Raw genomic sequence first — 22,581 nt, forward strand, 5'->3', positions numbered from 1 at the left:
GGGACCGGGCGGCACGGGCGGACGGGCCGCGTGCGTACACTGGGGGAGTGCTGAACGTCGCGGTCCTCATCTCGGGCACCGGCTCGAACCTCCGAGCCCTCCTCGAGCAGACGGCGGATCCCGCCTACCCGGCCCGCGTCGTCGTCGTCGGCGCCGATCGCGACGCCCCCGGCCTGCAGCACGCGGCCGACTTCGGCGCGCCCTCGTTCTCCGTGCCGTACGCGGCTTTCTCCTCGCGGGAGGAATGGGGCGAGGCCCTCGCGGAGCAGCTGCGCGCCTGGGAGCCCGACCTCATCGTGCTGAGCGGCCTCATGCGCTTGCTCCCGCCCCAGGTCGTCAGCGAGTTCGCGCCGCGGATCATCAACACCCACCCCGCCTACCTGCCGGAGTTCCCCGGCGCGCACGGCGTGCGCGACGCGCTCGCGGCGGGCGTCGACCAGACGGGCGCGAGCATCATCCAGGTCGACGACGGCGTGGACACGGGCCCCCTCCTCGCGCAGGAGCGCGTCGCCGTGCTGCCGGGCGACACCGAGGACAGCCTCCACGCCCGCATCAAGCCCGTCGAGCGCCGCCTGCTCATCGATGTCGTTCGCCGCATCGCCACGGGCGACATCGACCTCACCGGGGCGCGGGCCTGAGCCGCGTCCTCCCGCACCACCCCAAGGAGATCATCATGGCCGGTCCGAGCCACGACCCCTCGCTCTACCGTCGCCGCGACCGGGTTCCGATCCGCCGGGCACTCGTCTCCGTGAGCGACAAGACCGACCTGCTGCCGCTCGCGCAGGCCCTCGCCGACGCAGGCGTCGAGATCGTCTCGACCGGATCCACGGCCGCGCGGATCCGCGAGGCGGGCCACGAGGTGCGCGACGTCGCGGACATCACCGGGTTTCCCGAGATGCTCGACGGCCGGGTGAAGACGCTCCACCCGAGCGTCCACGGCGGCCTGCTCGCCGACATCCGCCTCGCGCACCACGAGGAGCAGCTGGGCGAGTTCGGCATCACGCCCTTCGAGCTGGTCGTCGTCAACCTCTACCCCTTCGTCGAGACGGTCGCCTCCGGCGCCCAGGGCGACGTCGTCGTCGAGCAGATCGACATCGGCGGCCCCGCGATGGTGCGCGCCTCGGCGAAGAACCACGCCAACGTCGCGATCGTCGTGAGTCCCGCGTCCTACCCCGCCGTCATCGAGGCGATCGCCGCGGGCGGGACCACGCTCACCGAGCGCAAGGAGCTCGCGGCCCGCGCCTTCGCGCACACCGCGGCGTACGACACGGCCGTCGCGCAGTGGTTCGCCGAGGAGACGCTCGCGGGCGAGCAGCACCTCCCCGACCACCTGACGATCCAGGCCGAGAAGATCGACGACCTGCGCTACGGCGAGAACTCCCACCAGCGCGCCGCGATCTACAGCCGCGTCGGCGGGAACGGCATCGCCCAGGCGGAGCTCCTGCAGGGCAAGCCGATGTCGTTCAACAACTACACGGATGCCGACGCCGCGCTGCGCGCCGCGTACGACATGGTGCTGCCCGCCGTCGCGATCATGAAGCACGCGAACCCATGCGGCATCGCGGTCGCCGACCCCAAGGCGCTCGACCCGATCGCCAGCGCGCACCTGCGCGCCCACGAGTGCGACCCGCTGTCGGCGTTCGGCGGCGTGATCGCGGCGAACCGCACGGTCACCCTGAAGATGGCCGAGAACCTGCGCGACATCTTCACCGAGGTCATCGTCGCTCCCGACTTCGAGCCGGCCGCGCTCGAGCTGTTCGCGGCGAAGAAGAACCTGCGCCTCCTCAAGCTCCCCGCCGGGTGGAAGCAGGAGCGCATGGACGTGCGCCTCGTCTCGGGCGGCCTGCTGCTGCAGGACGCCGACCTCTTCCCCGAGGACGACTTTGCGTCGGTGGCGAGCGACTGGCGCGTCGTCGCGGGCGACGAGCCCGATGTGCCGCTCGCCGACCTCGTGTTCGCGTGGAAGTCGTGCCGCGCCGTGAAGTCGAACGCCATCGTTCTGGCGTCGGGCTCCGCGACGGTCGGTATCGGCATGGGCCAGGTCAACCGCGTCGACTCCTGCCGCCTCGCGGTCGAGCGCGCGGGCGACCGCGCGGCGGGATCGATCGCCGCCTCCGACGCGTTCTTCCCGTTCTCCGACGGCCCCGAGGTGCTCATGGACGCGGGCGTCAAGGTCATTATCCAGCCGGGCGGATCCGTGCGCGACGAGGAGACGATCGCGCTCGCGAAGGAGCGCGGCGTGACGATGATCTTCACGGGAGAGCGCCACTTCTTCCACTGACGCCTCGCGGATGCGGGCGGGAGCGCTCCGGCGCCCCGCCCGCTGTCGTATGCGGCGGGTTCATCGGGTCCTCGTCGCGCGCGCCCAGGATGACATAGGCTGGAAGGCTGTCGCGTCCGCGACCGCGTTCACCTGACGGGGCTGTGATGTCATCTGATACCTCCGGCGCGCCCGCGCGCCTTCCGCTGCACCGCGCGCTCGCGCGGCTCTTGCCGTTCGCGCGGCGCGACCTGCCGCGCATCGGCCTCGGCGGCCTCTCGGCGCTGGCCGCGTCGATCGTCGCGCTCGCGATCCCGACCGTGCTGGAGTGGGTGGTGGGCGGCCCCATCGCTTCCGGGACGACGCCCGCGGTCGTCTGGGGCGCCGTCGCGGTGCTCGGCCTCGGCCTGCTCGAGGCGCTCATGGTGTACCTGCGGCGCTGGTTCGTCTTGGCGCCGGCGACGGCCATCGAGTTCAACGTGCGCTCGGCGTTCTACAACCGCCTGCAGAAGCTCCCCATCGAGTTCCACGACCGCTGGCAGGGCGGGCAGCTCCTCAGCCGCATGATGCAGGACATCGGCCTCATCCGGCGCTGGATGGCCTTCGGGCTGATCATGCTCGTCGTCAACGTCCTCACGGTCGTGATCGGATCCGTGCTGCTGTTCCAGTGGCACTGGCTGCTCGGCACGATCTTCGTCGTCTCGGGGATCCCGCTGTGGATCCAGGGCTTCCGGTTCGAGAAGGTGTACGGCGTGCTGACGCGCCGGAGCCAGGACCAGCAGGGCGACCTGGCGACGAGCGTCGAGGAGAGCGTCCACGGGATCCGCGTGCTCAAGGCCTTCGGCCGCGGGCCGCACGCGCTCACGCGCTTCACGCGCCAGGCCGAGGGCCTGCGCGGCACGGAGATGCGCAAGGCGCGCGCGATCGCGGGCGTCGACTTCGTGCTCGTGCTCATGCCGGAGCTCGCGTTCGCCGTCAGCCTCGCCGCGGGCATCTGGCTGACCGCGAACGGCCAGATGGAGGTCTCCCAGCTATTCGCGTTCTTCGCGATGGCGACGATCCTGCGCTGGCCGATCGAGTCGATCGGCTTCCTGTTCTCCTTCATGCTCGACGCCCGGACCGCGACCGACCGCGTCTTCGAGGTCTTCGACGCCGTCGAGACGATCACGGATCCGGCGGAGCCCCGGAGCATCGCGGATCCGCGCGGCGCGCTCGCGTTCCGCGGCGTGCACTTCCGCTACCAGGATGCCCGGCCCCACGAGCGCGACCTGCTCGACGGCATCGACCTCGAGCTCGTCCCGGGCGAGACGCTCGCCCTCGTCGGGCTAACCGGCTCGGGGAAGACGACGCTGACCACGCTGCCGACGCGCCTGTACGACGTCACGGGCGGATCCGTCACCCTCGACGGTGTCGACGTGCGCGACCTCGCGCTCGTCGACCTGCGCACCCAGATCGCGACCGCGTTCGAGGACGCGACCCTGTTCTCCGCGTCCGTGCGCGAGAACGTCCTCCTCGGCCGCGACGACCTCGACGCCTTCTCGGACGAGGCCGAGCGCGTGATGCGCGAGGCCCTCGACGTGGCGCAGGCCGAGTTCGTCGCGGGCCTGCCCGACGGCGCCGAGACGATGATCGGCGAGGAGGGGATGAGCCTGTCCGGCGGCCAGCGCCAGCGGCTCGCGCTCGCGCGCGCCGTCGCCGCGCGGCCGCGCGTGCTCGTCATGGACGACCCCCTCTCGGCGCTCGACGTCGACACGGAGGAGCGGGTCCAGACCGAGCTGCGCCGCGTGCTCGCCGGGACGACGGCGCTCGTCGTCGCGCACCGGCCCTCGACGGTCGCGCTCGCCGATCGCGTCGCGCTCCTCGAGGACGGGCGCATCGCGGACGTCGGCACGCACAGCGCGCTGATGGCGCGCTCGGCCAGCTACCGGTCGGTCATCTCGAGCCTCGAGCGCGACGAGCGCGAGGAGAGCGCCCAGCGCACGGATCCGACCTCCGAGATCGACATCATCACCGAGAGGGAGGGCGCGTGATGGGTGCCTCCGTGCAGGGCGTATCCGGCGAGGACCGCAACGACTACACACGCGAGGAGAGCGCCGCGATCCGCCGGCGCTCCTGGCGGCTGCTCGTCTCGCTCCTCGCGCCGATGAAGTGGCGCGTGGTGCTCGTGGCGGTCGTCGTCGTCGCGCAGACGGGCGTGCGTGTGCTCGGGCCCGCGCTGCTCGGCATCGGCCTGAACGCGGCGCTCCCGGCCGTGCTCGACGGCGCCGACTGGGGGCCCACCTGGCTCGTGGCCTCGGCCTACGCCGTGACGGCCGTCGCGGGCGCCGCGCTGCTCGCCTGGTACGACTTACTCGCGGCGCGCGTCACGCAGAACGTGCTGCTCGACCTTCGCACGCGCGTCTTCCGCCACACGCAGCGCCTGAGCCTCGAGTTCCACGAGACCTACACGTCGGGGCGCATCATCTCGCGCCAGACGAGCGACCTCGAGACGATCCGCGAGCTGCTCAACGGCGGGCTCACCCAGCTCGTCAACGGAGTGCTGTACGGCGTGTTCACCTTCATCGCGCTCGCGATCGTGGACTGGCAGTCGGGGCTCGTGATCGTCGCCTCGCTCGTCCCGCTCGCGCTTCTCATGCGCTGGTTCTACCGGCGGTCGCAGGTCGCCTACCGGTCGACCCGCGTGATCAGCGCGCAGGTGATCGTGAAGTTCGTCGAGACGATGACGGGGATCCGCGCCGGCAAGGCCTTCCGCACGGAACCGCGCAACGAGAAGATCTTCGGCGGGCTGGCGTGGGACTATCGCAACGCCAACATGCGCGTCATCCGCTTGTTCGGCACCTTCGAACCCGCCCTCATGGCGATCTCGGCCTTCGCAATCGGCGCCGTCGTCCTCTGGGGCGGCGTGCGGATCACGTGGGGCGAGTTCTCCGTGGGCCTGTTGCTGTCGGTCGTCCTGTACGTCCGGAACTTCTTCACGCCGCTGCAGGAGGTCGCCATGTTCATCAACTCGTTCCAGGCCGCCTCGGCCGCGCTCGAGAAGGTGTCCGGCGTGCTGGAGGAGGAGCCGTCCGTGCCGGATCCCTCCTCGCCCGTCGCCCTCGAGCGCGCCCGCGGCCACCTGCTGTTCGACGACGTCGAGTTCGCCTACGCGAACGGGAAGACGATCCTGCCGGACTTCCGGCTCGACATCCCCGAGGGGCAGACCGTCGCGCTCGTCGGCACCACGGGCGCCGGGAAGTCGACGCTCGCGAAGCTCGTCTCGCGCTTCTACGACCCGACGCGCGGGCGCGTCGCGCTCGACGGCGTCGACCTGCGCGACCTCTCGCCCGCCGACCTGCGCCGCGCGATCGTCATGGTCACTCAGGAGGCGTACCTCTTCAGCGGCACGGTCGCCGACAACATCGCGCTCGGGCGTCCCGGCGCCTCGCCCGAGGAGATCGTGCGGGCGGCGAAGGCGGTCGGCGCGCACGAGTTCATCGAGCAGCTGCCGGACGGGTACGACACCGACGTGAACAAGCGCGGCGGGCGCGTCTCGGCGGGGCAGCGCCAGCTCGTGTCGTTCGCGCGCGCGTTCCTGGCGGATCCGGCGGTCCTCATCCTCGACGAGGCGACCGCCTCGCTCGACATCCCCTCCGAGCGGGCGATTCAGAACGCCCTGCAGACGCTCCTCGCCGATCGCACGGCGCTCATCATCGCCCACCGCCTGTCCACCGTGGCGATCGCGGACCGCGTGCTCGTCATGGAGCACGGGCGCGTGATCGAGGACGGATCCCCGGCGGAGCTCACGGCGGGGGAGGGCCGGTTCGCCCAGCTGCACCGCGCGTGGGAGGACTCGCTGGTCTAGGCGACACACGGCGCCCCTCCGGCCCGGGCCGGAGGGGGCGCCGTGTGCGTGCGCCGCGGTCAGAGGGCGATCTCGGCGACGACCTCGCCGTATTCGCTCTCGCCCGTCGGTCGGAACCCCACGCGGCGGAAGAACGCCTCGGGGCCGCCGTCGCCCGCCTCGTACACGACGGTCAGGCGCGAGAGCCCGCGCTTGCGTGCCTCCGCGATGACGGCGTCGACCGCGAAGCGGCCCGCGCCGCGCCCCTGGGCGTTCGCGTCCACGTTGATGCGCCACAGCGCCGCGCGCAGGTAGTCCGTCGGCGACTCGTCGTCGAAGTAGGCGCGCACGAACGCCACCACCTCGCGGCCGTCGAGCACGACGCGCTGCCAGGTCTTCTGCGGGTCGGCGACGACCATCGCCACGGCGTACGTGGTGGGCGCGATGAACTCTTCCTGGCCCGGCTTGAGGCTGAGGCTATTCGCCGCCACGATCGTGTCGGCCGACAGCTCTTCGACGTGCAGCTCGCTCATGATGTCACTGTAGAGGACGCCGCGCCCGCGCGGAACCGATCGGATCAGGCCCGGACGGAGACGGGCGAGCCGACCTGCAGGAACGAGTACACCCACTCGGAGGCGGAGACCGTGAGGTTCACGCAGCCGTGGCTCATGCGCGCCCCGGCGCCGAAGTTGTCGTGCCAGTAGGTGCCGTGGAAGCCCTGGTCGCCGTTGAAGTAGGTCGGGTAGGGCACGTCGGGCGTGCAGTAGTCGAACGCCCCGCCCTCGACGAAGTTCCCGTCCGCGTCGCACGAGCCCATGTTCTGGATCGTCAGCTGGCCGTACACGGTGAACTCGCCGACCTGGGTGTCGTAGCCCTCGCGGCCGATGGCGATGGGGAACGACTTCACGAGGCGCTCGTCGCCGCCGTCGATCGTCTCGTAGAAGTACGCCATACCCTCGCTCTTGTTGACGACGGCGCGACGGAACATCTCGGTGGTCTCGTGCGCGACCTTCTCGCCGGCCAGGGCGACCGGCTGCGCCTCGAGCGCCTCGAGGGACCCGGCGAGCTCCGCGCCGATGCCCTCGGTCGACGAGATCTGGTAGCCGTCCTGCCCCTCGACCTTCGACAGGAGCGGGTCGCCGGCCGCGTTCGTGACGACCTCCGCGTCGACCGGCTTCTGGTCGACTTTCTCGGGGAGCTCATCGACGTAGGCCTGGATCGCGTCGGCGTCGGCCGCGACGGTCACGTCGCCCGCGTCCGAGACCGAGACCGTGAGCCAGGAGGCGACGCGATCGGCGGGGGCGGCGTCGACGACGTCGTCGTCGAGGGTGAACTCGACGCCGGCGATCGTGTCGTTGAGCGAGGCCGCGGCGGCCTCGGCGTCCGCGGCGGTGAAGGCCGCGGCCTGCTCGACGACCTGCGCCTCGACGCGGATCGTCGCGTCCGCGGCGGGGGCCTGTCCGGCGCCCGCGGCGAGGGCCTGCACGTCCTGCGAGCGCGACAGCTCGCCTGCGACCTCCGCGGCCAGCGCGTCGACGTCGATCCCGAGGCCCGGCTCGTCGGCGACGACCGTGTACGCGCCGTCCGCGAAGGACAGATCGGCGTTGACGGGGGCCGCGTAGGCGTCGGGGAACGCCTCCTCCAGCGCCGCCGCCGTGACGTTCGTGTCGACCGCGAGGTCGGCGTCGACGGATCCGGGGTTCCAGGATCCGATCTTCCACAGCGGGTACTCCGCGAGGGTGTCGGCCGCGACCTGGCTCGCGTCGGCCGCGAGGCCGAGCTCGGCGCCCGTGAAGGTGGACGTCGCGCCGCCCGCCGTGACCTCGATCGGGGTCTCGGCGATGTGCTGCGCGATCGCGTCCTCCGCGCCGGCGGCCGTCGAGAGGCCGACGTCGACGCCGAGCGCGGTCGTGCCCGGCGCGATGAAGAAGGTCGACGCGACCGCGAGGCCCGACGCCGCGACGAGGGCCGCCGCGGGAATCCCGATGCCGAGCCACATGCGGCGGCGCGAGCGCCGGGGCGCTTCCGGCGGCATGACCCACTCGACGGTGGGCGTGCCAGCAACGGGCTCGTCGCCGCCCGAGGTTGGCTTCGTCGCAAGATCGGTCATGGTGGTCTCCCCTAAGAATTCCCGCGCGGGCGCGGATTCCTTCATGCTAAAGCGGCGAGGCGGGGCAGGGGGCGCCGTCCGATTACGAACCGTTCACGATGTGGCCCCGACCGCGATCCCCGACTCCCGGCAGAGGCGCTCGAGGCCCAGCGCGCGGGGCGTCCCGGCCGGGGCCGTGGGCGCCGCGCTCGCCGCGTCGGGCCGCCGGGCGGAGCCCGCCCCCGCGCCCGTGCCATCATGCTGAGGGGGCCGAGCATCGCCCGCGGTGACCGGAACCCCCTCCCACACGTCCCGAAAGGCACCCCCTCCATGGCTGAAATCGTGATCGTTCCCGATGCGCAGGCGGCGGGGGACCTCGCCGCCGACGCGATCGTCGCCCTCATCGAGCGCCGGGGCGACGCCGTGCTCGGGCTCGCGACCGGATCCACACCGCTTCCCGTGTACCGGGCGCTCGCGGAGCGCGCGGCGGGCCTCGACCTCGCGCGCGTGCGCGGATTCGCGCTCGACGAGTACGTCGGCCTCGACCCCGCGCACCCCGAGTCCTACCGCTCCGTGATCCGCCGCGAGGTGATCGAGCCGCTCGGCCTCACGCCCGAGCTCGTGCGCACGCCGCCGGCCGACGACCCGGACCTCCGGACGGCGGGCGAGCGCTACGACGCCGAGATCCGCGCCGCGGGCGGAGTCGACGTGCAGCTGCTCGGAATCGGCACCGACGGGCACGTCGGGTTCAACGAGCCCGGATCGTCCTTCGCGTCGCGCACGCGCGTGAAGACGCTCACCCGCCAGACGCGGTCCGACAACGCGCGCTTCTTCGACGACCCCGAGGAGGTGCCCCGGCACTGCCTGACGCAGGGGCTCGGCACGATCCTCGAGGCACGCCACCTCGTGCTGCTCGCGTTCGGCGAGGGCAAGGCCGAAGCGGTGCGGGGCGCGGTCGAGGGGCCCGTCACCGCGATGCTGCCGGCGTCGGCGATCCAGCTGCACCCGCACGTCACGGTTCTCGTCGACGAGGCGGCCGCCTCGCGCCTCGAGCTTGCCGAGTACTACCGCGACACGTACGCCGGCAAGCCCGCCTGGCAGGGCATCTGAGCCGCGCCGTCGCGCGCGGCCGTTAGCGCAGCGCGCGACGGCCCGTGAGGACGCCCACGACGACGCAGAACGCACCGACGGCGAGGCCGGCCCACGGCAGGTTCAGGTCCCACAGCGCGAGGGTCGCGCTCACGAACACGAGCACCTCGACGAGGGTGCGCACGACCGACGGCACCCGGAAGATCGCCCGCGGCGAGACGAACGCGGCCCACACGAGGATCGCGACAATCGGCGCGCCCAGGCCCCACACGACGGCCCAGGGCAGGGGCCACGCGAGAAAGCCCCACAGTGCGAGCGACGCGATCGCGAGGATCTCGCTCACGAGGCGCAGCGCGTCGAGGGCGGTGATGCGGGGGCGCGTCGCGTCGGGGGCGGGGGTCTCAGCCATGCCCCCAGTCTACGAACCGGCGCTGGGGATCCCCCGCGCGAGCAGATCTCCCCGTGCGCCCGGCGCCGCGGGTCAATAGGGTGAGAGGCGTCCGGTGCGCCGCGCCGTCGGGGTGCCGGCGCCGGGCGCAGAAGGGGAGAATTGTGAGTGGACTCTTTGCCGCCCTCGGCGGCGCCGGGATCGCGATCGTCGTGATCATCCTGCTCGTGGTCGCGGCCATCATCGCCCTCGTCGTCGTCCTGCTGATGCGCGCCTGGTACAAGGTGGCGCGCGCGGACGAGGCGCTCGTGATCGTCGGCCGGAGGCAGCGCAAGTCTGACGGGCAGACGTCGAGCATCGCGGTCATCCGCGGCGGCGGCGCCGTGGTCAACCCGATCACCCAGCGCGCGGAGACGCTGTCGTTGCGCGCGCGCCAGATCATGGTGCAGCCGACGGCGCAGTCGATCCAGGGCGTCACGGTGGACGTGACGGGCGTGGCGCTCGTGAAGGTCGGATCCGACAACCAGTCGATCGCGCGCGCGGCCGAGCGCTTCGTCTCGCAGGACAAGGCCATCGAGGTCTTCACGACCGAGCAGCTGGAGGGCGCCCTGCGCGGCGTCGTCGCCACGCTGTCGGTCGAGCAGCTCATGCGCGACCGCCAGGAGCTTTCGGACCAGATCGCGACGCTCATCAAGAGCGACCTCGACGAGCAAGGCCTCGTGCTCGACAGCTTCCAGATCCAGGGCATCACGGACGAGAACGGCTACGTGCACGCGCTCGGCGCCGAGGAGGTCTCGAAGGTCAAGCGCCAGGCCGAGATCGCGCGCATCGACGCCGAGCGGCAGATTAAGGCGCGCGAGATCGCGACGAGCGAAGAGACCCTCGTCGAGCAGACGCAGTTCGACAAGAACCAGGCCGCGGCGGCCTCGGACGTCGGCGAGGCGCGCGCCGAGGCGGAGCAGGCGGAGGCGCTGGCCCGCGCCCGTGCCGAGCAGGGCGTGCTCATGCAGCAGGCCGAGAACCGGCAGGCCCAGCTGGACGCCGACGTCAAGCGCGTGGCGGACGCCGCGCAGTACGAGGAGCAGAAGCGCGCCGATGCGCGCGCGTACTCGCGCATGAAGGACGCCGAGGCGGCCGCCGACGTGCAGCGCCGCGAGGCGGACATCAGCGAGTACGAGCAGCAGCGCAAGGCCGACGCCGACGCGTACGTGCAGATCAAGGCGGCCGAGGCCGACGCGCAGAAGGCCGAGCGCGAGGCCGAGGCGATCCGCGTGCAGGCCCAGGCCGAGGCCGACGCCGCCCGGGCCCGGGCCCAGGCCGAGGCCGACGCGATCCGCCTGGCCGGCGAGGCCCGCGCCGCGGCGATCCGCGCGGAGGCCGAGGCGCTCAAGCAGAACCAGGAGGCCGTGCTCGCTCAGCGCTCGCTCGACGTGCTCGTGCCGATGATGACGGAGTTCGCCAAGGGCTACGCCAACGTCGGCAGCGTCACGGTGCTCGCCGGATCAGGCGACGGCGGCGCGTCCAGCCACATGGCCGGCGAGGCCGCCATGGGCATGCGCGCGATGTTCGACACGGTCCGCGAGGCCACCGGAATCGACCTGTCGAGCGTCATCCAGGGCACGTCCGTGGGCCGCGGGATCGCGACGGGTCAGCAGCAGGAGGCGTCGGCCCCGGCCGAGCCGCAGGAGTAAAAGCGGGGCTCCCGCGCGGCCGTCGCCCGCGCGGGAGCCGTCCGTCAGCGCGTGAAGTCCACCACGAGCTTCCCGCGCACGTCGCCCGCGTCGAGCCGTGCGTAGCCCGCCGGGACCTCGTCGAACGCGAGGGTCTCGGTCGCGGGGCGCAGGCCCGTCGCCGTCACCATCCGGAGCATCGCCTCGAACTCGGCGAGCGTGCACCCGGTCGAGCCGACGATGCTCAGCTGCTGGTAGAAGACGCGCTGCAGCTCTGCCGGCGGCATGCCTCCCGTCGTGGCGCCGCACGTGGCGATGACCCCGCCGGGCCGCACGGAGCGCATCGAGTGCGCCCACGTCGCCTCGCCCACCGTGTCGATCACGACGTCGACGCGCTCGGGCAGGCGCGCGCCCGGCTCGAGCGCGACGTGCGCGCCCTGCGCCGCCGCGAACTCCCGCTTCTCTGCCGTGCGTGCGGTCGCGTACACGACCGCGCCCGCGGCGCGCGCGAGCGCGATCGAGGCGCTGCCGACGCCGCCCGCGCCGCCCTGGACGAGAACGCGGTGGCCCGGCGCGAGCCCGGCACGCGTGAAGAGCATGCGGTACGCCGTGCCCCACACGATCCCCAGCGCCGCCGCGTCGACGTGGCTGATCTCGGCAGGCTTGTCGACGAGCATCTCGTCGGGGACGATCAGCTCGTCGGCGAGCCCGCCGTCGAATGTCTCGCTGAGGATGGCGCGGCGCGGGTCGAGCGTGACGTCGCCGCGCGACGGGTCGCCGGAGACGGGATGCACGACGACCTCGCGGCCGTCCTCCGTGACGCCGGACGCGTCGCAGCCGAGGACGATCGGGATCCGCTCCGCCGGGTGCCCGACGCCGCGGAGCGTCCACACGTCGTGCGGGTTGAGCGAGGCGGCGTGGACGCGGATCCGCGTCCACCCCGGGCGCGGGGCGGGGCGCGGGTGGTCCTCCACGAGGGCGAGGCCCGCGAGGGGATCTTCGGCGGACTGAGCGACGGCGACGGCTGCGCGCATGAAGACTCCTTATCGTTGTCATGCCAGCCTGTCACGCCCGTCAGGACGTGAGGGCGAGGGCGAACGGAAGCACGGCGCTCGCGCCGGCCCGGCGGAGCTCGCGGGCCGCGAGCGTCAGCGTCCAGCGCGAGTCGACGAGGTCGTCGACGAGGAGCACGGGCGCGGGCGGCACCGCCAGGCCCGCGGCGGAGAAGCGGCCGTCGAGCTCGGCCACGCGGAAGGCGCTGTTGCCGGCCGGCCCGCGGCGCGCCTCGGCCGGCGCGGCGTGGAGCGGCCCGAGGTAGGGCAGCCGGCCGACGCGCGCGAGGCCGGTCGCCAGCGAGTCAATCAGGACCGGGCGCCGGCGGGAGGGCACGCTCGCGACCGCGGCGGGGCGCGCGTCCCAGTCCCATTCGGCCAGCACCCGCACGCACGCGGCCAGGACGGCCTCCGGCACGGGCGTGTCGGGCGCGCCCTCGGCGAACAGCTGCCGGAGCGGCCCGCCCCAGCCGAGGTCGGTGAGGCGCGCGAGGCCGCGGCCCGCCGCCGCCTGCTCCTCGGCGGGGAGGCGCCCGCGGTGGGGGACGCCGAGGCGGTCGAGCCCCGTCGGCCACTGCCGGCGCGGCTCGATCGGCACGCCGACGCGGTCGAGCGACCGGGCCGCCTCCGAGACCCTGCCCGCGTCGATGCCCGCGCCCAACCACGCGCCCGCGCACACGTCGCATCGCCCGCAGGGAGCGGCCGTGTCGTCGTCGAGGCGGCTCTGGAGGAATGCCATGCGGCACTCGTCGCCGCGCTCGTAGGCGAGCATGTCGGCCTGCTCGGCCCGGCGGGCCGCCGCGATCCGCTCGTAGCGCTCGACGTCGTACGCCCAGCTCGCGCCCGTGGCCTCCCAGCCGCCGCGCACGCGCCGGACCGCGCCGTCGACGTCGAGCACCTTGAGGAGCAGCTCCAACCGGGTGCGCCGGATGTCGACGGCCGCCTCGATCGCCCCGGTCGACATCGGGCGGCCCGCGTCGCCCAGCGTGTCGAGCACGCGCCGCGCGTGCTCGGCGTCGGGCATCGAGGCGGTGGCGAAGTACCGCCAGATCTCCTCGTCCTCCGGCCCGGGGAGGAGGACGACGTCGGCGGACGCGGTCGCGCGCCCCGCGCGGCCGACCTGCTGGTAGTACGCGACGGGGGAAGAGGGCGCGCCGAGGTGGAGGACGAAACCGAGGTCGGGCTTGTCGAAGCCCATCCCGAGCGCGCTCGTGGCGACCAGCGCCTTGACGCGGTTGTCCTTGAGGAGGCGCTCCGACTCGGCGCGCTCGTCGGCGTCGGTCTGGCCCGTGTAGGCGCGCACCTCGTGCCCCTGCTCGCGGAGCAGCCGGGCCGTGTCCTCGGCGGCCGACACGGTCAGCGTGTAGATGATGCCGGATCCCGGGAGGTCGTCGAGGTGGGCGAGGAGCCAGGCCAGGCGCGACGCGGCATCGGGGAGCCGGATGACCCCGAGGCGTAGGGACGCGCGCGCGAGCGGGCCGCGGATCGTCGTGACGCGATCCGCGCCGAGCTGCTCGACCACGTCGCCGACGACGCGCTCGTTCGCCGTCGCGGTCGTCGCGAGCACGGGCACGCCATCCGGCATCCGCGCGATGAGGTCGCCGAGGCGCCGATAGTCCGGGCGGAAGTCGTGGCCCCAGTCGCTGATGCAGTGCGCCTCGTCGACCACGAGCATCCCCATCTGCTCGACGAGCCGGGGGAGCTGCTCGTCGCGAAACGCGGGATTGTTCAGGCGCTCGGGGGAGAGGAGGAGCACGTCGACCGTTCCCTCCGCCAGGCGCGCGGTCACGTCCTCCCACTCGTGGGCGTTCGTCGAGTTGATCGCCACGGCGCGCACCCCGGCGCGCGCGGCCGCCTCGATCTGGTCGCGCATGAGCGCGATGAGCGGCGAGACGAGCACGGTGGGCCCCGCGCCCTGATCGCGCAGCAGGCGGGTCGCGACGAAATACACGGCCGACTTGCCCCACCCCGTGCGCTGCACGACGAGCGCGCGGCGCCGCTCGCCGACGAGCGCCGCGATCGCCTCGAATTGGCCGTCGTGGAACGCGGCGTCCTCCCGCCCGACGAGTCGCCGGAGCGCCGCCAGGGCGCGGGTCTCGAGATCGGTGTCGGCCATGCCCCCAGCCTGTCACGGGGCACCGACACGCGCGCGAGAGCCGTGCCCCGGGCGGGCGGCGCGCGGCAAGGTCCCACGGACCCCTAGACTGCTCGCGACGGCGGGAGGACGCGGCATGGGGCGACGGCACGGCGCCGCGATCGCGATTCTCGCGCTCGCGGCGGGGCTTTCGGGGTGCGGGAGCGCGCCCTGGGCGGCGCCCGGCCAGACGGCGGCGCCCACTCCGACCGCCGAGCGGACCTTCGGCCAGGGGACGACCGCCGCCGAGCCCGCCGCGACTCCGTCCGCGACGCCCGTCGCGAGCGACCTCGCGGCGGGGAGCCTCGAGCGCACGCTGACGGCGGGGGCGGTCGAGATCGACGTGACGTACTGGTCCGATCTCGCGATGGACGAGTGGACCGCCGGATCCGCGAAGCCGCTGAGCCTGTCGCTGACCGCCTCGATCGACCCCGACGACGGCCAGGGGATCTACCTCCAGCGGGCCTCGGTCGCCGTGCAGACGGCCACGGGAGAAAGCGGTGCGACCGCGGAGGACACCGCGACCGAGAGCCCCGGCTACCTCATCGGCGCGCCGTACAGCTACTCGCAGTCCTTCGCCCTCGGCGCGGTCCCCGAGGGGACCGCCTCGATCACCGTGTCGCTGCGCTACGAGCTCCTCGTGCAGACGACGCCGACGTCGGACGAGTACGCCAAGCAGACCGCGACCGACACGCTGACCATCGCGCTCGTGGGCTGAGGGCGCCGGACCTCAAGGACGCCGCAAGACTCGCGCAATTGTCGCCCCGGGCGGCCGATCTGCCCGCCCGGCCGTGCTTGCATAGTCACGTCGCCTCGCAGGGATGCGGGCGACGGCGCGCCGCCCGAGGCGCGTACCCTCCCCCTCGCGCCCTGGCGCGGCCACCGCCTGCGCGCCCGAACCCGATTGGGCGCGCAGGCTCCTTCCTCTCGGAGCACCCATGCACGCACGCCCGTTCGCCGCCGCCCTCGCGCTGGTCGCCGTCCTCGCCGCCGCCGGCTGCGCCCGCATCGAGGGCGCCGTCGACGCGGCGCTCGCGCCCGCCGAGCCCACCGAGACGGCCACGGCGTTCGCGTCGGACTTCACGACGGACGGATCCGTCCTGCTGACCTCCGACGTCGCCGATGCGCTCGAGGTCCGCCTCGAGGCGTGGGCGGTCGACTCGAAGCGGACGTCGGAGTGGACGCCGGCGGCGGCCAACACGTTCGGGTTGGCGGTCAACGTCGCCGACTACCGCGCGGAGGAGCGGGCGGTGCTCGCCGACAAGCGCCGCGTGTACCTCGCGGACATCGCGATCGCCTCGACGCTCGCACCGTCCGGCGCCGCCGGTCCGCTCGCGTTCCAGGCGGATCCGCGCACCCTCGTCCCCGCCGACACGACGCGCTCCGACCGCGGCCTGCTGCTCAACAGCTACCAGGGCGGGCTTCTCCTGCCCGAGACGGCGCTCGGCGCCGTTCCCGCGGACACGACGGGCGTGACGCTCGAGGTGACCCTCACGCTGGCGATCGAGGGAGCCGCGGACGGCGGAGACTTTCAGACGGTGACGCTCGACCAGGAGATCCCGATCGCCATCTTCCCCGCCGGCTGAGAAACCCTTTAGCGGATCTTGCGCCCACCTCGCGGCGGGGCGAGAGGTTCGCCCCGCAGAATCGACCTGCACCCCCTCCACCGCACTGATCGGACGGCTCATGGATCGCGACTCGCAGGCGCTCGTGCCCTACCCGGGCGCCACCGACCCCGCCCTCGTCGACGACTTCTCCGCCGTCCTCGAAGACGTGACGGGGCATCGCTCGACGATCGGGTGCGTGATCCCGGCCTACAACGAGGAGGAGTCGATCGGCGACGTCCTCCGCGCGCTGCTCGCGCAGACGCGGGTTCCCGACGTGATCCACGTCGTCGTGAACAACTCCTCGGACGGCACCGTGCGCGTCGCCTCCGAATTCGCCGGCCCGCACGAGGTCTCGACCCCGCTGGGCGACCAGTTCACCGAGGTGTTCGTGCACGACATTGGCAAGAACCCGGACAAGAAGGTTGGGGCGCTGAACTACGGCTACGCGCTCGTGGAGGGGTGCGAGTACCTGCTGGGCGTCGACGGCGACACCGTCGCGGATCCGCGCGCCGTGGAGCACCTGGAGAACGAGGCCGTCGCGGACTCCCGCATCGGCGGGATCTCGGCGATCTACTCCATCGACGACCGCGGGACGCACGGATCCATCGCGCGGTTCCTCATCGCCGGGCAGCGCACGCAGTTCGCGGCGTTCAATATGCAGAACCTCCTGCGCGGGCGCAACATGGCGGTCCTCGGGGGGCAGTTCTCCATCTTCTCCACCGCGGCCCTCCGGCAGGTCATGGCCGAAGGGCACCAGTCCACCCCGTGGGTGCGCGACAGTGAGGTGGAGGATTCGCTGTTGTCCCTCCAGATCAAGAGCGCGGGGTACCTCACGAAGATCAGCCCGTTCGCGCGCGCCGACGTGGGCGGCATGACGACCCTGCGCGCCTACGACGCGCAACAGGTGAAGTGGACGTACGGCGCCATCGAGCTGATGTGGCCCGGCCAGCGCGGCGACACGAAGGGGCAGCCGTTCCACCCCAATCTCCGCCTGCGGTGGCTCGAGAACCTGTCGATGCTCATGAACCTCTTCGTGCGGCTGGCGTTCGTCGTCCTGCTCGCGGGCTCCCTCTCCATCGACGCCTTCGTGTTTTCCGCCTGGTGGCTGATCCCGCCCGCCGTCGCGACCGCGCTGAACCTCCGCATCGCGCGCAGCATGCGGACCCGCACGGCGCGCGACTACCTTTTCGCGGCGCTCCTCGTGCCCGCAGAGCTGTTCATGTGGGTCCGCCTCAGCCACTTCGCGCGCTCGTGGACCCGGTTCCTCTCGCGCAAGAAGGTCGACAACTGGGCGATGCAGGCGCGCGCGGAGAAGGGCGGGCGCAGCACGTATTGGCTGCCGTTCGTGCTCGTCGCGGTCGTGATCGCCGCCGCCGCGGTCATCTGGTCGATGCTCGGGCCGGTCGTGCAGTCGTCGATCCTCTGGGTCGGCTGGCCGATCCTCGGCGTCGTCACCGTGCTCCAGACCGTGACGATGCTGTTCTCCCTGCTGCGCCGGCACCAGGGGTACGAGGTCTGAGCCCTCAGGCCGCCTGCGTCGCGTCCGAGGTGAGGCGGTACCCGACGCCCCGCACCGTCTCGACGTAGCGCGGGGCCGCGGGGCTGTCGCCGAGCTTGCGGCGCAGGTTCGTCATGTGGGCCTCGATCGCGCGCTTGTCCGCGTCGCCCACGAGGTAGTTCGTCACGTAGGACTCGCCGCGCAGGACGAGCGTCAGGTCGGCCTTGCTGCGCACGCGGCGCTTCGACTCCATGAGTGTCGCGAGCAGGTCGAACTCCGTCCGCGTGAGATCGAGGTCCGCGGATCCGATCCGGGCTATCCGGCTCTCCGGGTCGACCAGCAGGTCGCGGTGCACCATCGTGTGCGGGCCGAGGCCGGTGGTGGGGAGCGTCGCGGGCGTGGGCTCGGCGACGCGGACGACCTCGGCGACCGGAGCAGGCGCGACCGGTGCGGGGATCGTCGCGCGGGCGGGGTCCGGCGGATCCTCGGGGGCGGGCGGATCCGCCGAGGCCGGGCGAGGCGCGGGGAACGATGGGCCCGACGCCTCCTGCCTCGGCGCGGCCTGCGGCGCCGCCTGGCGCGGGCGGCGCAGCATCGCCTCGATGCGCGCGCGCAGCTCGCGCGGGCGGAACGGCTTGTTGAGGTACTCGTCGGCGCCCGAGCTCAGCCCGAGCACGACGTCGGCCTCCTCGTCGAGCGCCGTGAGCATGATGATGTAGGTGTCGCTCGCCGCGCGGATCCGTCGCGCCGCCTCGAAGCCGTCGATGCCCGGGAGGTTCACGTCGAGGGTCGTGATGAGCGGCTGATAGGTCGCGACCGCGCGCACGCCGTCGATGCCGTTGCCGACCGAGACCGTGGAGAACCCGGCCGACTCCAGGACGTTCTCGAGCAGGTGCCGGATGTCGGGGTCGTCCTCGACGATGACCGCGGTCTTCAGCGCGTCCGCCGTGCTGCTCATTCCGTCCCCCTCACGTCGTGTCGGCCCATGATATCGGCGCCGGGAGCGAGCCCGCGCCGCGTCACGACGCACCCCGCGTCAGCGCGATCGCGGCCTGGGGCCACCAGGCTCCGGCAGGCGGCCCGCCCGCGCACTGCCCGTCGCTCTCGCCGGGCGGCTTGATCCAGAGATTGCCGTCGACGACCGCGTCGGCGAGCGTCGCCGGATCCTCGCCGACGAGGCGCCCCGGGGTGTTGCACCACGCGGTCGCCGACGTCTCGCCGCCGTTGCGGGAGGTGTCGATCACGGCGTGCAGGCCGCCCGTGAGCGCCGAGACGGCGTGCGCGTAGGCCACCTCGTCGGCCGTGGCCCTGTGGTTCGCGACGTTCGTCGCGAAGCCGCGGATCGCGCCCGGCGCGTCGACGCCGGCGAGCAGCGCGGCCATCTCCTCGGGCGGCAGCCAGCCGCTGTGCCCGCCGTCGAGGTAGACCCAGGCGCCCGCGTCCGCGAGGAGGGAGGCGGCCGCGGCGAGATCGGCCTGGCGCTCGCCGAGGTGCGCGCACTCGCGCGCGAGCCCGAGGCTGTCCGGCTCGAGGATCGCGACCGTCGGTGTGCGGCGGGGGTCGAGGGCGCCCGCGATCTCCGCGACCCACGCGCGGTACGCGGCCGCGTCCAATCCGCCCGCGGAGTGCCCGCCGCAGTCGCGGTCGGGAATGCCGTAGACCACCAGCGCGAGCGCGGCGCCCTCGTCCGCCGCCTCGTCGACGAGCGCGGCCACGGCACCGGCGACGGATCCGGGCGGCGCGGCCTCCGGGGTCAGCCAGCTCGCCGTCGGCCGGTCGGCGAGGTAGGTCGCCGCGCGCTCCTCCTCGGGCCCGGGATCGGCCGCGAGCGCGGCGCGGGCGGAGGACCCGGACGGGGCGAGGAAGGCGTCGTCGGACCAGGGTGGGGCGCCGTCCCCGGGGGCCATCGGCGCCGCGGCCGTCGGCGTGGGGCGAGGGGATCCGGGGTGCATCGCCCGCTCGGGCGCGGCCTGGCACCCGACGAGGAGCGCGAGCGCGGCGGCGAGGGCCGCAACCGCGCCGCGCCGCCGCGGGCTCACACCACCCCGGGCGCGGCGTCGCACGGCGCGGTCGTGCGCTCCCAGCGGTCGCCGCCCTTCGCGCGGGCGATGCTGGCGGCTTCGGTCGCGGCGGCGCGCAGCGCGTCGAGCTCGTACCCGACGATCTGCGCGGGCGCCCACCCGATGCTTGCGGAGACCCGCAGCGGCAGGCGGCGCTCCGGATCCGGGAGGGAGACGCGCTCCAGGATCGCGATGACGAGTCGGCGCACGGCCTCCTGAGACCGGGGCACGAGGACGACGAAGGTCGTCTCGTCGACCTCGGCGTAGTCGGCGTCGGCGGGCAGCTCGGCCAGCACGTCCGCGCGGAAGCGGCCCGCGACGCGCGCGAAGGTGGATTCCCCGAGCGCCGTGCGGATGTCCGCGGGGTCGTCGAGGCGCACTTCGACCACCGACCACCACTCGTCGGCCGCGGCGCGGGCGCGCACGAGCCGCGCGCGGGCGATCTCGTCGAAGCCGCCCGCGGATCCGGACGCGGCCGGCGCGTCGTGCCGCGCGAGGAGCAGCAGGCTCACGACCGCGCAGAAGAGGTACACGCCCGTGCCGACGCTGTTGACGCTGCGCACGTCCGCGAGGTCATCCGCTGCCGTCGTGCCCGACAGGGCACGCATGACGCCCTCCAGGATCCCGTAGACGGCAAAGACGGGGAACAGCGCGCCCGCGAGCATCATGGGCAGCACGACGTCGCGGTAGGTCGGGTACATCCGCACGAGCTCCACGACGATCAGGGCACCGAAGACCGCGGCGACCGCGAAATCTGCGCGGAACGTCACGGAGTACGCGTTCGTCCCGGCCGTCGCGATGAGCGCGACGGGGGAGACGACGAGGTAGGCGACGGCGACTTGCCACAGCGTGCGCCGACGTCCCGCCGCCGCGCGGAGGCCGACCCAGATGAGGGCGTTCGCGGGCAGGAAGATGCCGGATCCGAGGCCCCGGAGGAGCGCGGAGTCCGCCGGCCCCGCGGCGAGGAAGGCGTAGGACGCGAGCGTCCCGAGCGCGAAGGCGAACGACCACATCGCCGTGGCGACCGACGGGCGCGGGAGGAAGCCCAGGCCGATCATGAGGACGCACGCCAGCGTCGTGATGGCGATGAACGGGACGTCGGGGGTCTGGATCATTCGGGCAGCTCCTTCGCTCCGCGTCGGGGGAGGGTGACGGTGGCGGTGGTGCCGCGCGCGAGCACGCTGCGCAGGTCGAGGCGCCCGCCGTGCTGGGCGACGATGTCGCGCACGACCCCCATGCCGATTCCCGTGCCGGGGATCCCGCTGTCGCGCGCGCTGTTCGCGCGGAAGTACGGGTCGTAGATGTGGGCGATCTCGTCGCTCGCGATGCCGATGCCCGTGTCCGAGACGGTGACGACGACCGCGTCGGCGTCCGATTCGACGCTGACGTCGACGCGGCCGCCGCGGGGCGTGTACTTCACGGCGTTTCCGATGAGGTTGTCGATGGCCTGCCGCAGGCGGAAGCCGTTACCGAGGATCGCGGCGCCGTCGCGCGCGGCGAGGTCGAGGGCGGTCCCCGCGGCGGCGGCCGCGGGGGCGAAGCCCGCCACGGACGCCCGCACGACCTCGCCCACGTCGACGACCGTGTCGTCCTCGGCGGGGTCGCGCCCGGGATCCTGCAGGATGCGGGCGATCATCTCCTCCATGCGCTCCGCGGCGCTCTCGATGACGGTGAGCTGCTCGCGCGCGCCGCGGGGCAGATCCGGTCGCTCGAGGAGCAGGTCCGTGTGCCCGAGCACGGCGGTCAGGGGGCTGCGCAGCTCGTGCGAGACCACGCGGGCGAGCGAGCGGCGCTCGTGCGCGGCCTCGGCCTCGGCCGTGACGTCTTCCGTCACGATGATCATGCCGTCCATGCGGTAGCGCGCCGCAACCTCCAGGACCCGCCAGCGGCCGACGACGTCGAACAGCCACACCCGCACGCCCGAAAACGTCTCGCCGCGCGCGGCGCGCGCGATCACCGTCTCCTCCGCGGGCACCGGATCGCCCCGCCGGTCCCGGTACTCGACCGCGCGCGAGGGGTGGAGCTGCGGCACGGCGTCCAGGCCGTACATGCGGCGATATGCCGCGTTGGACGCGCGAATCGTGCCGTCGCGCTCGACCTGCGCGACCCCCGTCTGCAGCGTGTCGAGGAGCGCCGTGCGGCGCTGCTCTTCCTGGCGCGCGCGCTCGAGCATGCGGGAGAGCTGGCCGGACTGCCGGCGCAACAGGCGCGCCGCCGCGCGCGTGCGTGCGGATCCGCGCTGGATCGTCATCCCGATGAAGCCGAGCGGGATGGTGAGGATGAACAGGCGCAGAGCCTGGTCGGTCGGGAACCCCACGACGAGGCCACTCGCGAGCACGATGACACCGACGGAGCAGATCGCCGCGACGAGCCACGCGAGGCTGTAATACGTGGCGATCCACGTGACGGGGAAGACCCACAGGAATCCCAGGCGGACGTCGCTCGAGTGTGACAGGAATCCGATCGCGACGATGTCCAGGAAGGGGATGACGGCGAGCCCCGCGCGGGGGACCCGATGCCACGGCACGGCCATCGTCCCGACCGTGATCGCGACGATGAGCGCGAGGCCGACGACGAAGGGCGCGCCCGTGAACAGGAGCGGATCCAGCAGCGCGATCACCGTGGCGATCGCGACCGTGCTGACGGCGAGGACCAGTTGCCGTCGCCACACGGATCGGGTGCGGTCCCCGGCCGGTCGTTCGGCCCGGCGCGTGGCGTCCGCGCGCTCGTCGCCGTCGTTCACACTCGCGAGTGTAGCGAAGGCGCCGCGACACGACCTCGCCCCCGGACCGACGAGGATCCGGGGGCGAGGAAATGGCGGAGGATGGGGGATTTGAACCCCCGAGGGCTTGCACCCAACACGCGTTCCAAGCGTGCGCCATAGGCCGCTAGGCGAATCCTCCTCGGCCCG

18 protein-coding genes and 1 tRNA gene are annotated in these 22,581 nt (G+C 73.1%); 9 read left to right on the top strand and 10 right to left on the bottom strand.

Features of this window, described 5'->3' with window-relative positions:
* The first annotated feature begins 47 nt into the window (after positions 1-47).
* The 4 genes from purN (at position 48) to GJQ66_RS09870 (ending at position 6,104) form a co-directional block, all read left to right on the top strand.
* Entirely contained in the window at positions 48-638 is a 591-nt protein-coding gene (purN, locus tag GJQ66_RS14730) for a phosphoribosylglycinamide formyltransferase (RefSeq protein WP_368732861.1), read from the top strand.
* Positions 639-673: 35 nt separating this feature from the next.
* A complete protein-coding gene (gene purH / locus GJQ66_RS09860; protein ID WP_155049204.1) occupies positions 674-2,281 on the top strand; it encodes a bifunctional phosphoribosylaminoimidazolecarboxamide formyltransferase/IMP cyclohydrolase in 1,608 nt (535 codons plus the stop codon).
* Positions 2,282-2,427: 146 nt separating this feature from the next.
* Complete coding sequence (locus GJQ66_RS09865; RefSeq protein WP_155049206.1) at positions 2,428-4,290, top strand: ABC transporter ATP-binding protein; 1,863 nt, start codon at positions 2,428-2,430, stop codon at positions 4,288-4,290.
* Positions 4,290-6,104 carry an ABC transporter ATP-binding protein gene (locus tag GJQ66_RS09870; protein WP_155049233.1) on the top strand — a complete coding sequence of 605 codons (1,815 nt, stop codon included), beginning with the start codon at positions 4,290-4,292 and terminating at the stop codon, positions 6,102-6,104. The genes GJQ66_RS09865 and GJQ66_RS09870 overlap by 1 nt, the downstream gene beginning before the upstream one ends.
* Before the next feature lie 59 nt (positions 6,105-6,163).
* Here GJQ66_RS09870 and GJQ66_RS09875 read toward each other — a convergent pair whose 3' ends face one another.
* The gene (locus GJQ66_RS09875) at positions 6,164-6,616 is read right to left on the bottom strand and encodes a GNAT family N-acetyltransferase (protein ID WP_155049208.1); all 453 of its coding nucleotides are present in this window, start codon (positions 6,614-6,616) and stop codon (positions 6,164-6,166) included.
* A 44-nt stretch (positions 6,617-6,660) separates the two neighbouring features.
* A complete protein-coding gene (locus GJQ66_RS09880) occupies positions 6,661-8,193 on the bottom strand; it encodes a L,D-transpeptidase family protein (RefSeq protein WP_196215854.1) in 1,533 nt (510 codons plus the stop codon).
* 309 nt (positions 8,194-8,502) lie between these two features.
* Between GJQ66_RS09880 and nagB the strand changes: the two genes are divergently transcribed.
* Complete coding sequence (gene nagB / locus GJQ66_RS09885) at positions 8,503-9,282, top strand: glucosamine-6-phosphate deaminase (protein ID WP_155049211.1); 780 nt, start codon at positions 8,503-8,505, stop codon at positions 9,280-9,282.
* Between the two features lie 22 nt (positions 9,283-9,304).
* Here the strand turns inward: nagB and GJQ66_RS09890 are convergent, their stop codons facing one another.
* Positions 9,305-9,670: a YrdB family protein gene (locus GJQ66_RS09890; protein ID WP_155049213.1), complete on the bottom strand. Its 366-nt coding sequence runs from the start codon at positions 9,668-9,670 to the stop codon at positions 9,305-9,307.
* Positions 9,671-9,813: 143 nt separating this feature from the next.
* On the opposite strand from GJQ66_RS09890, the gene GJQ66_RS09895 reads away from it, so the two are divergent.
* Positions 9,814-11,340, top strand: coding sequence for an SPFH domain-containing protein (locus tag GJQ66_RS09895; protein WP_368732862.1), 1,527 nt, complete (start codon positions 9,814-9,816; stop codon positions 11,338-11,340).
* A gap of 44 nt (positions 11,341-11,384) precedes the next feature.
* Here GJQ66_RS09895 and GJQ66_RS09900 read toward each other — a convergent pair whose 3' ends face one another.
* Together GJQ66_RS09900 and GJQ66_RS09905 are read right to left on the bottom strand one after the other, a co-directional pair.
* Positions 11,385-12,353 carry a zinc-binding dehydrogenase gene (locus tag GJQ66_RS09900; RefSeq protein WP_155049215.1) on the bottom strand — a complete coding sequence of 323 codons (969 nt, stop codon included), beginning with the start codon at positions 12,351-12,353 and terminating at the stop codon, positions 11,385-11,387.
* Positions 12,354-12,393: 40 nt separating this feature from the next.
* A complete protein-coding gene (locus GJQ66_RS09905; RefSeq protein WP_155049216.1) occupies positions 12,394-14,487 on the bottom strand; it encodes a RecQ family ATP-dependent DNA helicase in 2,094 nt (697 codons plus the stop codon).
* A 115-nt stretch (positions 14,488-14,602) separates the two neighbouring features.
* Here GJQ66_RS09905 and GJQ66_RS09910 point away from each other — a divergent pair, with 115 nt between their 5' ends.
* The 3 genes from GJQ66_RS09910 to GJQ66_RS09920 all read left to right on the top strand — a co-directional run bounded on the left by GJQ66_RS09910 (position 14,603) and on the right by GJQ66_RS09920 (position 17,631).
* Positions 14,603-15,223 carry a hypothetical protein gene (locus GJQ66_RS09910; RefSeq protein ID WP_155049217.1) on the top strand — a complete coding sequence of 207 codons (621 nt, stop codon included), beginning with the start codon at positions 14,603-14,605 and terminating at the stop codon, positions 15,221-15,223.
* A gap of 220 nt (positions 15,224-15,443) precedes the next feature.
* A complete protein-coding gene (locus tag GJQ66_RS09915; RefSeq protein ID WP_155049218.1) occupies positions 15,444-16,091 on the top strand; it encodes a fructose 1,6-bisphosphatase in 648 nt (215 codons plus the stop codon).
* A 100-nt stretch (positions 16,092-16,191) separates the two neighbouring features.
* Entirely contained in the window at positions 16,192-17,631 is a 1,440-nt protein-coding gene (locus tag GJQ66_RS09920; RefSeq protein ID WP_155049219.1) for a glycosyltransferase family 2 protein, read from the top strand.
* A 4-nt stretch (positions 17,632-17,635) separates the two neighbouring features.
* On the opposite strand, the gene GJQ66_RS09925 is transcribed toward GJQ66_RS09920, so the two are convergent.
* From GJQ66_RS09925 to GJQ66_RS09945, 5 genes are all read right to left on the bottom strand, one after another.
* A complete protein-coding gene (locus tag GJQ66_RS09925; protein ID WP_155049220.1) occupies positions 17,636-18,568 on the bottom strand; it encodes a response regulator transcription factor in 933 nt (310 codons plus the stop codon).
* Positions 18,569-18,629: 61 nt separating this feature from the next.
* Entirely contained in the window at positions 18,630-19,673 is a 1,044-nt protein-coding gene (locus tag GJQ66_RS09930) for a glycoside hydrolase family 6 protein (RefSeq protein ID WP_368732863.1), read from the bottom strand.
* Positions 19,646-20,785 carry a hypothetical protein gene (locus GJQ66_RS09935; RefSeq protein WP_155049221.1) on the bottom strand — a complete coding sequence of 380 codons (1,140 nt, stop codon included), beginning with the start codon at positions 20,783-20,785 and terminating at the stop codon, positions 19,646-19,648. Before GJQ66_RS09935 ends, GJQ66_RS09930 begins: the two co-directional genes overlap by 28 nt.
* On the bottom strand, positions 20,782-22,413 hold the full coding sequence (locus tag GJQ66_RS15305; protein ID WP_155049222.1) for a PAS domain-containing sensor histidine kinase: 1,632 nt from the start codon (positions 22,411-22,413) through the stop codon (positions 20,782-20,784). The genes GJQ66_RS09935 and GJQ66_RS15305 overlap by 4 nt, the downstream gene beginning before the upstream one ends.
* Positions 22,414-22,485: 72 nt before the next feature.
* Positions 22,486-22,573: transfer RNA gene (locus GJQ66_RS09945), tRNA-Ser, on the bottom strand.
* Between the last annotated feature and the right edge of the window lie 8 nt (positions 22,574-22,581).

This window comes from Microbacterium sp. ZXX196 (assembly GCF_009709595.1).
Taxonomy (GTDB): Bacteria; Actinomycetota; Actinomycetes; order Actinomycetales; family Microbacteriaceae; genus Microbacterium; species Microbacterium excoecariae.

Excerpts from the sequence above, each read along its gene's own strand:
- purH (WP_155049204.1), top strand. The coding sequence starts at position 674 with ATGGCCGGTCCGAGCCACGACCCCTCGCTCTACCGTCGCCGCGACCGG.
- GJQ66_RS09865 (WP_155049206.1), top strand. The coding sequence starts at position 2,428 with ATGTCATCTGATACCTCCGGCGCGCCCGCGCGCCTTCCGCTGCACCGC.
- GJQ66_RS09870 (WP_155049233.1), top strand. The coding sequence starts at position 4,290 with ATGGGTGCCTCCGTGCAGGGCGTATCCGGCGAGGACCGCAACGACTAC.
- GJQ66_RS09875 (WP_155049208.1), bottom strand. The coding sequence starts at position 6,616 with ATGAGCGAGCTGCACGTCGAAGAGCTGTCGGCCGACACGATCGTGGCG.
- GJQ66_RS09880 (WP_196215854.1), bottom strand. The coding sequence starts at position 8,193 with ATGACCGATCTTGCGACGAAGCCAACCTCGGGCGGCGACGAGCCCGTT.
- nagB (WP_155049211.1), top strand. The coding sequence starts at position 8,503 with ATGGCTGAAATCGTGATCGTTCCCGATGCGCAGGCGGCGGGGGACCTC.
- GJQ66_RS09890 (WP_155049213.1), bottom strand. The coding sequence starts at position 9,670 with ATGGCTGAGACCCCCGCCCCCGACGCGACGCGCCCCCGCATCACCGCC.
- GJQ66_RS09900 (WP_155049215.1), bottom strand. The coding sequence starts at position 12,353 with ATGCGCGCAGCCGTCGCCGTCGCTCAGTCCGCCGAAGATCCCCTCGCG.
- GJQ66_RS09905 (WP_155049216.1), bottom strand. The coding sequence starts at position 14,487 with ATGGCCGACACCGATCTCGAGACCCGCGCCCTGGCGGCGCTCCGGCGA.
- GJQ66_RS09910 (WP_155049217.1), top strand. The coding sequence starts at position 14,603 with ATGGGGCGACGGCACGGCGCCGCGATCGCGATTCTCGCGCTCGCGGCG.
- GJQ66_RS09915 (WP_155049218.1), top strand. The coding sequence starts at position 15,444 with ATGCACGCACGCCCGTTCGCCGCCGCCCTCGCGCTGGTCGCCGTCCTC.
- GJQ66_RS09920 (WP_155049219.1), top strand. The coding sequence starts at position 16,192 with ATGGATCGCGACTCGCAGGCGCTCGTGCCCTACCCGGGCGCCACCGAC.
- GJQ66_RS09925 (WP_155049220.1), bottom strand. The coding sequence starts at position 18,568 with ATGAGCAGCACGGCGGACGCGCTGAAGACCGCGGTCATCGTCGAGGAC.
- GJQ66_RS09935 (WP_155049221.1), bottom strand. The coding sequence starts at position 20,785 with ATGATCCAGACCCCCGACGTCCCGTTCATCGCCATCACGACGCTGGCG.